This is a genomic window from uncultured Lactobacillus sp. (assembly GCF_947367125.1).
Classification (GTDB): domain Bacteria; phylum Bacillota; class Bacilli; order Lactobacillales; family Lactobacillaceae; genus Lactobacillus.
On the sequence record NZ_CANBCQ010000004.1, the window covers coordinates 77443 to 89421 of the forward strand.

13 protein-coding genes and 1 pseudogene are annotated in these 11979 nt (G+C 35.9%); 11 read left to right on the top strand and 3 right to left on the bottom strand.

Going from position 1 to position 11979, the window contains the following annotated elements:
* Position 1: 1 nt before the first annotated feature.
* The 7 genes from dapD to Q0Y84_RS02340 all read left to right on the top strand — a co-directional run bounded on the left by dapD (position 2) and on the right by Q0Y84_RS02340 (position 7031).
* Positions 2–712 carry a 2,3,4,5-tetrahydropyridine-2,6-dicarboxylate N-acetyltransferase gene (gene dapD, locus Q0Y84_RS02310; protein WP_297950526.1) on the top strand — a complete coding sequence of 237 codons (711 nt, stop codon included), beginning with the start codon at positions 2–4 and terminating at the stop codon, positions 710–712.
* A gap of 2 nt (positions 713–714) precedes the next feature.
* A complete protein-coding gene (locus Q0Y84_RS02315; protein ID WP_297950528.1) occupies positions 715–1869 on the top strand; it encodes an N-acetyldiaminopimelate deacetylase in 1155 nt (384 codons plus the stop codon).
* A gap of 1 nt (position 1870) precedes the next feature.
* Positions 1871–2806, top strand: a complete 936-nt coding sequence (dapA, locus tag Q0Y84_RS02320) for a 4-hydroxy-tetrahydrodipicolinate synthase (protein ID WP_297950530.1) — start codon at positions 1871–1873, stop codon at positions 2804–2806.
* Positions 2799–3578: a 4-hydroxy-tetrahydrodipicolinate reductase gene (dapB, locus tag Q0Y84_RS02325; protein ID WP_297950532.1), complete on the top strand. Its 780-nt coding sequence runs from the start codon at positions 2799–2801 to the stop codon at positions 3576–3578. Before dapA ends, dapB begins: the two co-directional genes overlap by 8 nt.
* A gap of 18 nt (positions 3579–3596) precedes the next feature.
* Positions 3597–4772, top strand: a complete 1176-nt coding sequence (locus Q0Y84_RS02330) for an aminotransferase class I/II-fold pyridoxal phosphate-dependent enzyme (RefSeq protein WP_297950534.1) — start codon at positions 3597–3599, stop codon at positions 4770–4772.
* A gap of 1 nt (position 4773) precedes the next feature.
* Entirely contained in the window at positions 4774–5832 is a 1059-nt protein-coding gene (locus Q0Y84_RS02335; RefSeq protein WP_297950536.1) for an aspartate-semialdehyde dehydrogenase, read from the top strand.
* Between the two features lie 155 nt (positions 5833–5987).
* On the top strand, positions 5988–7031 hold the full coding sequence (locus Q0Y84_RS02340; RefSeq protein WP_297950552.1) for a serine hydrolase domain-containing protein: 1044 nt from the start codon (positions 5988–5990) through the stop codon (positions 7029–7031).
* Positions 7032–7070: 39 nt separating this feature from the next.
* On the opposite strand, the gene Q0Y84_RS02345 is transcribed toward Q0Y84_RS02340, so the two are convergent.
* Positions 7071–8681 (bottom strand): Mbeg1-like protein, encoded by a 1611-nt coding sequence (locus Q0Y84_RS02345; protein ID WP_297950538.1) that lies wholly within the window; start codon positions 8679–8681, stop codon positions 7071–7073.
* 345 nt (positions 8682–9026) lie between these two features.
* Between Q0Y84_RS02345 and Q0Y84_RS02350 the strand changes: the two genes are divergently transcribed.
* On the top strand, positions 9027–9293 hold the full coding sequence (locus tag Q0Y84_RS02350) for an FMN-binding protein (RefSeq protein ID WP_297950540.1): 267 nt from the start codon (positions 9027–9029) through the stop codon (positions 9291–9293).
* A 13-nt stretch (positions 9294–9306) separates the two neighbouring features.
* Positions 9307–9822, top strand: a complete 516-nt coding sequence (locus Q0Y84_RS02355; RefSeq protein WP_297950542.1) for a hypothetical protein — start codon at positions 9307–9309, stop codon at positions 9820–9822.
* Between the two features lie 35 nt (positions 9823–9857).
* Here Q0Y84_RS02355 and Q0Y84_RS02360 read toward each other — a convergent pair whose 3' ends face one another.
* Entirely contained in the window at positions 9858–10784 is a 927-nt protein-coding gene (locus tag Q0Y84_RS02360; protein WP_297950544.1) for a nucleoside hydrolase, read from the bottom strand.
* 45 nt (positions 10785–10829) lie between these two features.
* Positions 10830–11192: an AraC family transcriptional regulator gene (locus Q0Y84_RS02365; RefSeq protein WP_297950546.1), complete on the bottom strand. Its 363-nt coding sequence runs from the start codon at positions 11190–11192 to the stop codon at positions 10830–10832.
* 145 nt (positions 11193–11337) lie between these two features.
* Between Q0Y84_RS02365 and Q0Y84_RS02370 the strand changes: the two are divergent.
* Positions 11338–11469 (top strand): annotated as a pseudogene (locus tag Q0Y84_RS02370) (NAD(P)-dependent alcohol dehydrogenase); the annotation flags it as partial.
* Between the two features lie 73 nt (positions 11470–11542).
* Entirely contained in the window at positions 11543–11911 is a 369-nt protein-coding gene (locus tag Q0Y84_RS02375) for a DNA alkylation repair protein (RefSeq protein WP_297950548.1), read from the top strand.
* The last annotated feature ends 68 nt before the right edge of the window (positions 11912–11979 follow it).

An 11979-nucleotide genomic window follows, 5' to 3' on the forward strand; every position in this document is an offset into this window, starting at 1 on the left:
TATGACAAAACTAGATGCAAAAAGTATTATCAATTATATTGGCAATGCTCCTAAGAAGACACCAGTTAAGGTCTTTATTAAGGGACAACTTGACCAAATTGATTTCCCGGAAAAGATCGAAAATTTCACTGAAGCACATTCCGGAGTGATTTTTGGTGATTGGAAAGATGTTGAGCCTTTTTTGAAAGAAAATCAGGATAAGATTCAAGATTACCGCATTGAAAATAATGCCAGAAATTCGGCTATACCTATGATCGATATGAAGAAATTTGATGCGCGAATTGAACCGGGTGCTATTATTCGAGATCAAGTAGCTATTGGTAAAAATGCCGTTATCATGATGGGTGCAATTATTAATATCGGTGCTGAAATTGGCGATGATACCATGATTGACATGGGGGTTGTTTTAGGTGGACGTGCTATTGTCGGTAAACACTGCCATATTGGAGCAGGGAGTGTGTTAGCCGGCGTAATTGAACCAGCTTCTGCTACTCCAGTTAAGATTGATGACAACGTAGTGATGGGTGCTAATGCGGTAGTGATCGAAGGCGTTCACGTTGGTGAAGGTGCTGTGATTGCTGCAGGTGCTGTAGTAACTCATGATGTAGCACCACATACGATGGTAGCAGGTGTCCCAGCCAAGGTGATTAAAAAGGTCGACGATCAAACCGAAAGCAAGACAGGATTAGAAGATAATTTGAGAAAGATTTAGCTATGGCAGTTTTAACTGAAAGCGAGTTAATTCAGATTAGAAGGCATTTGCATGAAATCCCTGAATTAGCTTTACAAGAAAAAGAGACGCATGATTATTTATTAGAAATAATCAAAGGATTTAATTCAGATTTTTTAACCATAAAAGTACCAGAAGAATTGCCTACCGCAATTTTGGTATTAATTAAAGGAAGCGATCCGCAGAGAACGATCGGTTATCGCACTGATATCGATGCGTTACCAGTTAAGGAGAAGACAGATTTAACTTTTTCATCAAAGCATCCAGGAATCATGCATGCTTGCGGTCATGATATTCACATGAGTGTTGCATTAGGATTACTTAGCTATTTCAGCGAAAATCAGCCTAAAGATAATTTGCTATTCTTTTTCCAGCCAGCTGAGGAAAGTGAAAGTGGCGGTAAGAAAGCATATGAAAGAGGAATTTTTCAGGAACAGTTTAAACCTGATGAATTCTATGGCTTGCATGATAATCCTGAGTTGCCTGCTGGAACAATTGGTTGTCGTGAAGGTACGTTATTTGCTGGAACTACTGAAGTCAACATTGATTTGATTGGCAAAGGCGGTCATGCAGCTTTTCCGCAAAATGCTAATGATACGGTAGTAGCTGCGGCTAGTCTGATTATGCAAATTCAAACGGTAATTTCAAGAAGCATTGATCCCATTCAAAGTGGAGTTATTACTTTAGGCAAAGTTAGAGCTGGAACTATTAGAAACGTAATTGTAGGACAGACTCGAATTGAAGGAACGATTCGGGGATTGACGCAAAAAATGATTTTGCAAATAGATCAACGGTTGCGAGATTTATGTGAGGGTATAGCGCGTAGCTATAATATGAAAGTAAATCTCGAATTAAATCAGGGTGGTTATTGGCCGGTAGAAAATAATCCAGAGTTAACGAAAAAATTCATTAATTATATGAGGAATAATCCTGAGGTTGATTTTATTGAGACAAAACCAAAGATGACTGGTGAAGATTTCGGTTTTTTGCTTGCAAAGTTTCCAGGAACTATGTTCTGGTTAGGTGTTGGTGATCCGGATTCACAGTTGCATTCAGCAACTTTGAATCCAGACGAAAAGAGTATTATGCGCGGAATTAACGCAATTAAGGGATTTTTAATCGATAGAATGGGGAACTAATATGGCTACATTAATTGATGCAGATTTATTGACGGCAATTTTGACGCCATTTGATGAGAATAAAAAGATTGATTTTGATAGTCTAAAGAAATTAACAAATTATTTGATTGATCAAGGTTGTAATGGTTTTGTGATAGGTGGTACGACCGGCGAAACACCAACTTTAACCCATGATGAAAAGATCGAATTGTATAAGCAGTTTGGTCAAATCGTTAATGGACGTGCGGTTGTGATTGCCGGCACTGGTAGCAACAACACTGCCGAAACAATTAAATTTACCAATGAAGTAGCAGAAATTGATGGTATTGATTACGCCTTAGTTGTTGTACCACCATATAATAAGCCAAATCAACGTAGCATGGTTGCTCACTTTACTGCGGTAAATGACAACGTTAAGATGCCATTCTTAATCTATAATATTCCGGGCAGAACTGGCGTAAAGATGGAGAAAGAAACGATTGTCCAATTATCTCAATTAGATAATATTAAGGGAATTAAACAATGTGCATCCCTTGAAGAAATGGAGTATATCATTGATCATAAAGCAGCAGATTTTCAAGTCTTTACAGGAGAAGATACCCAAGCTTTGACTGCAAGATTGCTTGGAGCAAATGGGGTTGTTTCTGTAGCTTCTCATATCTATACTAAAGAAATGCGCCGGATGTATGATGCTTTATACGAAGGTAAATATCCTGAAGCAGCCAAAATTCAACGCTGGTTAACGCCTAGAATGCAAGCACTATTTATGTACCCATCGCCATCACCAGTAAAGGCAGTTTTAAATGCGCAAGGATTTGAAACAGGATACTGTCGCTTACCTTTGGTCGCCTTGAAAGATGAAGAAAAAGTAACTTTGGCTCAACATTTAGGCTTAGAAGATAAAGCTTTATTGCAAAAATTGCCATTAGATTTAGGAAAGGATCTTGAAAATGACTAAAAAAGTATTAATTGCCGGCTTTACAGGTGCAATGGGGCAAAAAGCCGTGAACTTAGTTAACAATATGTCAGGCTTTGAAGTGGTTGCAGGGCTTTCTCCAATTGCAGAAGATAATCGAGCTCAATATCATTTACCTGCTGATGCTCAAATTTTTAAGAGTTTAACGGAAATTCCTGATAATTTGGCAGATTTTTGGATAGACTTTACTACACCTAAAGCAGTATACGAAAATGTAAAATTTGCATTGCAACATCACATTAGACCAATAGTTGGTACTACTGGTATGAGTGATGAGCAAGAAGCAGAATTAATCGAACTTTCTAAAAAAGAAAAAATAGGTGGTTTGATTGCTCCTAATTTTGGAATGTCTGCAGTTTTATTAATGAAATTTGCCAAAGAAGCTGCCAAGTACTTCCCAGATGTTGAAATTATTGAAATGCACCATGCAGACAAGAAAGATGCTCCATCAGGTACGGCACTTGCTACAGCTAAGATGATTACAGAAAATCGTCCTGAACATCAAACCGCACCAGATGAAGTAGAAATCTTGAGAAATGTTCGCGGTGGTGATTATCAAGGAATCAAGATTCACTCAGTTCGTCTGCCGGGCTATATTGCACATGAGCAAGTATTATTTGGGGGACCGGGTGAAGCGCTGACTATTCGTCAAGATTCATTTGATCGTGGCTCATTTATGAGCGGAGTTAAGGTAGCTTTAGAAAAAGTTGATCAGTTAAATGAATTAGTAATCGGGTTAGAAAATATCCTTTAAACATAAGGAGGGAAGCTTATGCCGGAATTAGCTAAAGATTTAGGTTTTAGCCAAAAAGTACAAAATGTCAAAGCTTCTGGAATTAGAATCTTTGATAATAAGGTTTCAAACATTCCAGGAATTATCAAATTAACTTTAGGCGAACCTGATCTGAATACGCCTGAACATGTTAAAAGTGCCGCAATTAAAAGTATTCAAAATAATGATTCTCATTATGCTCCTCAAAAAGGAAAATTAGAATTACGCCAAGCGATTAGTAACTATTTAAATAAAACTATCGGCGTAAAATACGATCCAGAAACAGAAATTGTAGTAACAGTTGGTGCTACGGAAGCAATTAATGCTGCACTTTTTGCTATCGCTAATCCTGGTGATAAGGTAGCTATTCCAACGCCAGTCTTTTCATTATATTGGCCAGTTGCTACCTTAGCCGACGCCAGTTATGTATTAATAAATACTACTGAAGATGATTTTAAGTTAACACCGCAAAAATTGACAGAAACTATTAAAGAAAATTCGACAATTAAAGCAGTGATTTTGAATTACCCAACTAACCCAACTGGCGTGGAATATACGGAAGATGAAATTAAAGCTTTAGCTAAAGTGGTTGAGGAAAATCATTTGTACGTTATTACTGATGAAATCTATAGCACTTTGACTTATGGTGTTGAGCATCATTCTATTGCAAGTTTGATTCCAGAGCGAGCAATTTATATTTCTGGTCTTTCCAAGTCTCATGCGATGACAGGGTATCGTTTGGGCTATATTGCAGGACCTGCTAAAATCATGGATCAAATCGGTAAGGTGCACGGCTTAATGGTGACGACGACCACTGATTCATCGCAAGCTGCAGCTATTGAAGCTTTAGAAAATGGATTAAATGATCCAGTTGAATACCGTAAGATTTACCAAAAGCGCAGAGATTTTGTTTTAGAAAAATTAAATGAGATGGGGATGCAAGCAGTAAAGCCTGAGGGAGCCTTCTATATTTTTACGAAGATTCCATCTCAGTATGGTAAAGATGATATGCAATTTGCATTAGATTTAGCCTTTAAAGCTAAAGTTGGCGTGACTCCCGGCAGTGCCTTTGGTCCTGGTGGGAAAGGCTATGTAAGATTGTCATATGCATCTAGTGATGACAATTTGCGAGAAGCAATGAAGAGAATGAATGATTTTTTACAAGGGGTTGAATAAAATGGTTAAAGAATATAATGTTGCAATTTTAGGAGCTACAGGTGCTGTTGGTAGAAGAATGATTGATCAATTGGCTAAGTCAACTATTCCAGTAAAAAGCGTCAAGTTATTGGCTTCATCACGTTCAGCTGGCACTGTATTAAAGTTTAAAGATCAAGACTTGGTAGTTGAAGAAACTACGCCGGAATCCTTTGATGGCGTTGATTTAGTTCTTTCATCAGCTGGTGGCGCAGTATCAAAGAAATTTTTACCAGAAGCTGTTAAGCGCGGGGCAGTTTGTGTAGACAATACTAGTGCTTTCAGAATGGAACCTGATGTTCCACTAGTTGTGCCAGAAGTAAATTCAGAAGCATTGAAAAAGCACCATGGTATTATTGCTAATCCTAATTGCTCAACGATTCAAATGGTAATGGCCCTTGAGCCAATTAGAAGAAAGTTTGGCTTAAAGCAAATTATTGTTTCAACTTATCAAGCTGCTTCTGGTGCTGGTCAAGCAGCAATTGAAGAACTCAAAAAAGAAAGCCAAGATTTTCTTGATGGTAAAGATATGCAAACCAATGCGAATATTTTACCGACAAAAGGTGATAAAAAGCATTATCCACTGGCATTTAATCTTCTGCCACAAATTGATGTCTTAGAAGATAGCGGCTATTCTCATGAAGAATGGAAGATGATTCATGAAACCAAGAAGATCATGTTGGATGATATGAATGCTAAGGACATTAAAGTAACGGCAACTTGTGTCAGAGTCCCTGTGACAATTTCTCATGGTGAAAGTGTCTACTTTACTGTTGAAGATGAAAGTGCCACAGCACAAGATATTATGGATGCAGTAGCTGCCTTTCCTGGGGTTGTGCTTGAAGACGATATTAAGAATCAAGTTTACCCACAGCCAATTAACGCAACTGGCAAGCGGGAAACCTTTGTTGGAAGAATTCGTCCAGACTATGAAAATCCAGGTGCCTTTAATATGTGGATCGTAGCCGACAATTTATTAAAGGGAGCTGCTTGGAACACAGTTGAAAATGCGGAATACTTGGTTAAGATGAATTTAATTTAAAAAAATAAAAATGAAAGCGCAATCTATGATTAAAAATGTTTTTGCGCTTTTTTTCTTGTGGTAGAATAATCCAGGATTAAAAGGAGATCGAAATATTGAAAACACTAAAAAAGTTTGGGATAGCTTTCATTTTATTTTGTTCATCGTGTTTAGTGATGTCTAGCCATGCTGTTCAGGCAAAGTCTTATTCGAATCACCAACTGCGTCAATATACGCTAAAATTGATGAAAAAGAATCATTTACGAGGAAGCATTGAAATTGTCAAAAATGGCCAAGCTCAACGGGTTAGCTTAGGCTATGGCTATTACAGCAAAAAAACAAAAAATGGTAATTCCAAATTGCTTTATCCAGTTGGCTCCTTGCAAAAGATGATTACTGCTGCAATGATTACGCAATTGATTTATCAGAAAAAATTTAGTCAAAATACTAAAATTTCTCGTTGGTATCCTAAGCTTAGATATGCCAAACAAATCACCGTGGGTCAGTTGATGACTCATACTTCAGGAATTAATGTTGGTGGAACTGAAACCAATCACGGAATTAATTTTTCTGAAAATGGTGCAATAAATTGGATGATTACGCGTGCTAATTCGCAGGCTAATACTGGCCGTGGTCGTTTTAACTATAATAATGCTAATTATGTGTTGTTAGCAGGAATTATTCGCAAAGTAACCGGCGAATCCTATGCTGCCAACGTGAAAAAGAGGATTATTCGTCCATTAAAGTTAAAGCAAACTTATATTTACCAGCAAATTCCGCGGTCTAAAACTGATGCAATTTCGTATTTGTATCAGGGTGGCAAAAATTATCGTAATAGTATTTATGCTAATCGAAATGTGGTTTCTCAACTGCCTGGTGCAGGAAATTTGTTTTCAGCAGCTAGTGATTATTTTAAAATCCAACGCGGAATGATTAATGGCAAAATTTTAACTAAAAAGCAATTTAATTATTTATCTCATCTAAATGCTAAGGTTAATACTTATTCGGGTGGTTTTTATTTGAAGAAAAACCATACTTTAAAGTTGGCTTATGGTAACTTTGGTGATACGCATTTTTGTAATTGGATGCAATTGACGACTGATAATCAAAATGGGATTGTCATGTTTATTAATCAAACTTATGGTGGCAAAAATCGTCTTAAGTCCGTGGGTTATGATATTTTAAAGCATATTAAGGCTGATACTTTTATTAAAAGATAAGCAAAAAGCTTGCTAACGAGTTGAAGTTAGCAAGCTTTTTTAACGATGATTTTTAGGCATTTTCGTTCGTTGACTAAATAGTTCTCCGATTAATTTGAAGAAGCCATAAGCGATTAACAGAATTCCAATAATAATAATCGATCTCCGATCAAATGCACTAGGATTTACGACTACGATAATTCCTAAGGCAAAGGCAATCAATGCTTCGATAGCAACAACCGTAATACGAAAAACACCTGGCAATTTACGAAAAACCAATTGTCTTATTCTAATATAAGAGTAGATGATTAGAAATAGTCCTAAGAAATAGTGGGCCAAAAAGATCAACAAACGATTGTTAGAGATTAAAGCCGTTGATAAAGCGAAAACTATTAAGTAGGAAATAATAAAGAAATTTTTCTGCCGCTCTTTTAAACTAGACTTGGCAGTAATTAGAATTTGATGAACACTAAAACCAATTCCAGTAAAGGCTACAAGAGTACCAAAGGCTCGTACAGCGTATTGTGGCAAGGTTAAACTAATGATACCTAGAATGACCATTACCCAGCCAACAATTGTGTCTGTTGAGAAAAGTGCTTTCGTTAATTCTTGACTCTTAATTGTTTGCCAAATGCTAGAAAATAAAGAGCCGAAGACAAAGCGAGTTCGCCGAGAAGAATCGGCAAGAGAGAAAAGAATAGCGCCGAAACCGCCAAAACCATTTTTATCGAGCTCATTGATCTTAGTAGCGCCTCCAGCACCCAGAGCGGCAAAAAGATCATTAGTTAATGATTCCCGTTCCTCTAAAGTAGCATTCCCGATCCACTGATTAATTAATTGGTTATAAACCTTAGATTGAGCGTTGCGATGACGTCTAGTATCGAATCTAGAACCGATTATCTGCCAAGAAAAAGCATCATGTTGGCTTAAACCTTTGCGATTGCTGCCCACGATTGTGGCGGGGATGTTTTTGGGTTCAAATAAGCGACCAATGACGCTAAAGTCAGGTACAAATCTTCGTAAAGTATTTTGTAAATATTTATTTGGAAGCTGAGCTCCGACTTCTTCTGCAATTCCAGGTGAATCAAAAGTGTAAATTCGCTTGATTCTTTTTCTTAGTTTAGGCTCGATATTTATTGCAGCGTATTCGGCTAAATTGCCGCCTTTAGAGTGGCCGCCTAAATAATAATCTTGATCGTCTGCTTTTAAAATGGTTTCAAGCAATTTTACAGCTTGCTTTTGGGCAACTGTAATTTTAAAACTAATTTCAAAGTCTTCTTTCCAGCCAATCAATGAGTCATCAGTGCCACGAAAGGCAACGAAGTTTGTTCCATCAGTCAGCTCGATTTTAATAGCGCTAAATTGAGTATGTTCAGTTAATGTACTGGTGAAGTAAGATAACTTAGCATCTTTAAAACGATCAACATGTGCCATTAATTTAAATAGTTCTTGATATTGTAAATTATCATGACGAGGATGATCATCTGCAAAGTAAAGCTTGGCTGCCTTTTCTAAGCTGATAGCTGTACCGTTGCTTTTGACAATTCCTGGTAATTCCAGATAAGAAAAAATAGATAAAACAAGTGCATCAATATTATTGAAAGGTGATGTGGAGAAATCAACGTCACCACGCCATTTTAAATATGTGAGAATATTATTATCTGGATACATGCTTTACCTTCTTTAAACACAAATTTAATAATTCCATTTCAATTTTAACGTAACTAAGAAAAGATAGTATAAGAAAAAAGCTCTTTTGAAGAAATTTTCAAAAGAACTTAAGAAACTGTATAACACCAGTTATTTATTATGCTATAATAAAACAGGTAGAAGGGGATTCTTACTACCTGTAAAGTGGGTCATTATAAGGACTTATAAAACATTCAAGACCCATCTAGTAGTATATCAATAATTGTTAGATAATGATATACCAAATGACATATATTTATATCTTTTATTAAGAAGCTTGTATATAATTATTGTATAAGCTTTTTTTATTTTTTAGGGAGTAAATAAATGTTAAAAGAAGGAACATATAAGGCAGAAGCTCGCGGAATGGCAGGATTTGTTGGTGTTGAATTATCTATTAAAAGTAACAAAATTTCTGAAGTAAATTTAGATCTTACAACAGAGACACCACAATATGGTCAAAAAGCTGAAGCACAATTAAAGCAAGAAATTTTAACTAAACAATCAGCTGATATTGATGCAGTAACGGGTGCTACTTTTACTTCGAATGGGGTTAAAGCCGCAGTTGAAGCAGCACTAAAGCAAGCAGAGTAGAAAGAAGGATTTTGTGCAAGTCACAACCTATTTCATTATTGCAGCTGCTGTTTTAGTGATTTTTCTCTTATTTAGATCTGAACATAAATTTGTATTTTTAAAAGCGGCAATTTTATTTCTTATTCAGATTATTTTTTCAATGATCAATTTCTTAATCTTTATGATTATTGCTTATTTGATTATGCGACAATGGGATCATGTTAGTTTAGGTAATTTATTTGTTTTGTTAGCTGTCTTTGTAGTACTTTCAGGTGTTTTTCTCTATTGGGGGATGCGCTTAGCTGCTAAAATATTTAAATTTTCGACTACGACATTAACTTTAGTTGAATATTATATTCAGTGGTCATTGATTTATGTTACCGTTTATCAGGCAATCTTTAGCAATATCAAGCATATTGCGTCGATCACTCACTTTATTCGTGTGGGTAATTTCTTAGATCCTAACTTATTTGTTGTAGCCATGTTGCCATCATTTATTTCAGCGTGGATTGCAGTAATTCTTTACAAAAAATTTACCAAGGCAATATAAAAGGGCATCAATATCGCGATGCCCTTTTATTATGATTATTTTCTTTCTAAAATTTCGTCCATTTTTCGGAAGAAGAGTTCTTTGTTTGCTTTAGTAACTAACTCAACTTCACGACCTTGAGGATCGCGCACAAAACTACCAGCACTTAAGCCATCAGTAATAACTTTAGCATGAGTTTTTTCAGTTTCTACAACTTCAGGATAAAGTGCACTAACTGTAGTTAAAACATCCCAAAGATAGAGTTCGGCTGAAGGAATAGAAATGATTAAACTATAGCCCTGACCAACTAAATCCATTGCTGGATATTTGCGTAAACTAGCCCAATGTTGGCGCAATTCATCATTTAAAGGCAATTCTTCGGTACTCTCTAATCCGACCATTTGAATCGGAATCTTAGAATCAAAAACGCGCTTAACGGCGTATGGATCCCAGAAAGAATTCCATTCTTGACTGCCGTCAGCATTAATCGTAGCCACATTGCCATGTCCATCAAGGGAACCACCCATCCAGTAAAGTTTCTTAATTTTGGGTTCAATAGTTGGATCGGCGTCAAGTGCACGAGCTAAATCAGTTAAAGGACCGGTCATAATTAAAGTGATTGGTTCCGTCGCTTCTTTGAGTTTTTCGACCATGTCCAAGTGAGCCGGAAGCTTGGCTTGTGGTGTATCGATATGTCCTTTTTCATTTAAAATTGGCAAATAGTTAAAGGAGTAAGTTGCCATCCGCCATTCATGGGGAAATTGATTGACTGCTCTAGAATTTGAACGGGCAACAGCTAATTTATTACCGCGTAAATTAAAAAGATCAGTCATTTTTCGACATGCTTCAACAGAAGGATCAATGTAGCCATCAGCATCAATTGCACCAACGCCAAGCAATTTGATGTCGGGAGCTTGCAATAATAAAAGATATGATACTAAATCATCAATATTGCCGTCATGATTAAAATAAATTTGTTTCATTGTCATAGCCTTTCTTAATTTGATCACTTTTATTTTAGCAAGTTTTTAATTAAGATGATCGAGCAAATTAATATTTTTACGATAAGCGTTAGGCATAACATGATATTGCTGCTGGAATTTTGCATAAAAAGAATTTAAATTATGAATACCAACTAGTTCGCATATTTTAGTAATGGGATAATCGCTGGATGAAAGTAAATACTTTGCCTGTTCCAATCGTTTTTGAGTGCACACTTTGACAAAATTTTTACCAGTTAACTCTTTGATTAGGCTGCTTAAGTAGGGTGAAGTATAGCCATAGCGTTGAGCTAAGTCAGCTAAAGAGATAGTTTGATATTTTTGAGAAATTTCGTTTAATAAATCAACTAGAAGTTTCTGCTTTTGATCATGATTTTCTTCTTCGGTCATGGGATAATTTTAGCTAGCAAAATATTAAAATAATTGTCAATAATTAAGCTATGGTAGGTGTGATTAGAAAAATATTCTTCGATAATATTATCCATGGTTGTATTAATATCAGTATTTTGCGGAAAGAGGACAAATTTTTGCTTGTTTTGATTTTGAAAAGACAGAAAAGTTCTATGACTTTGAAGATATTAACCAAGCTAATGCTGATTCAGTATCAGGTAAGACAATTAAGCCAGTCTTAATTATTGATAAGGATTACAAGCCTGAAAACAAGTAGCAATGAATAAAAACTTATTTAAAAGAGGTATCTGAGATTCAGGTACCTCTTTCTGTATGCTAAAATAAAAATTATGAATATTGAAACTTTAAGAGCGGAATTTAATGCTCAAGCAAATGAAGAAAAAGCCAGTCATCTTGCTGGTTATATGAGAAATCAATTTCCATTTTATGGCTTGCAAACGCCACAAAGAAGAGCAATTTATCATGAATTTTTGAAGGATGAGAAAAAGAAACAGCAACTTGATTGGGATTTGCTCAATCAGGCTTGGAATGAGAAGCAACGTGAGATGCAATATTTTGTTTGCGATTATTTAATTGCTCTGAAAAAATACATTAAGTTTGATGATTTAGCTAAGATTGAACATTTTGTTAGGACTAAACAATGGTGGGATACAATTGATTCATTAATCAAAGTTTATGGTTATTTAGGCTGTCAATAATTTAGGAAAATGTCCCAAAATTATTTAATTATTAGCGGAGAATTTGCTCTCCGCTATTTTTATACGTA

Excerpts from the sequence above, each read along its gene's own strand:
- dapD (WP_297950526.1), top strand. The coding sequence starts at position 2 with ATGACAAAACTAGATGCAAAAAGTATTATCAATTATATTGGCAATGCT.
- Q0Y84_RS02315 (WP_297950528.1), top strand. The coding sequence starts at position 715 with ATGGCAGTTTTAACTGAAAGCGAGTTAATTCAGATTAGAAGGCATTTG.
- dapA (WP_297950530.1), top strand. The coding sequence starts at position 1,871 with ATGGCTACATTAATTGATGCAGATTTATTGACGGCAATTTTGACGCCA.
- dapB (WP_297950532.1), top strand. The coding sequence starts at position 2,799 with ATGACTAAAAAAGTATTAATTGCCGGCTTTACAGGTGCAATGGGGCAA.
- Q0Y84_RS02330 (WP_297950534.1), top strand. The coding sequence starts at position 3,597 with ATGCCGGAATTAGCTAAAGATTTAGGTTTTAGCCAAAAAGTACAAAAT.
- Q0Y84_RS02335 (WP_297950536.1), top strand. The coding sequence starts at position 4,774 with ATGGTTAAAGAATATAATGTTGCAATTTTAGGAGCTACAGGTGCTGTT.
- Q0Y84_RS02340 (WP_297950552.1), top strand. The coding sequence starts at position 5,988 with ATGTCTAGCCATGCTGTTCAGGCAAAGTCTTATTCGAATCACCAACTG.
- Q0Y84_RS02345 (WP_297950538.1), bottom strand. The coding sequence starts at position 8,681 with ATGTATCCAGATAATAATATTCTCACATATTTAAAATGGCGTGGTGAC.
- Q0Y84_RS02350 (WP_297950540.1), top strand. The coding sequence starts at position 9,027 with ATGTTAAAAGAAGGAACATATAAGGCAGAAGCTCGCGGAATGGCAGGA.
- Q0Y84_RS02360 (WP_297950544.1), bottom strand. The coding sequence starts at position 10,784 with ATGAAACAAATTTATTTTAATCATGACGGCAATATTGATGATTTAGTA.
- Q0Y84_RS02365 (WP_297950546.1), bottom strand. The coding sequence starts at position 11,192 with ATGACCGAAGAAGAAAATCATGATCAAAAGCAGAAACTTCTAGTTGAT.
- Q0Y84_RS02375 (WP_297950548.1), top strand. The coding sequence starts at position 11,543 with ATGAATATTGAAACTTTAAGAGCGGAATTTAATGCTCAAGCAAATGAA.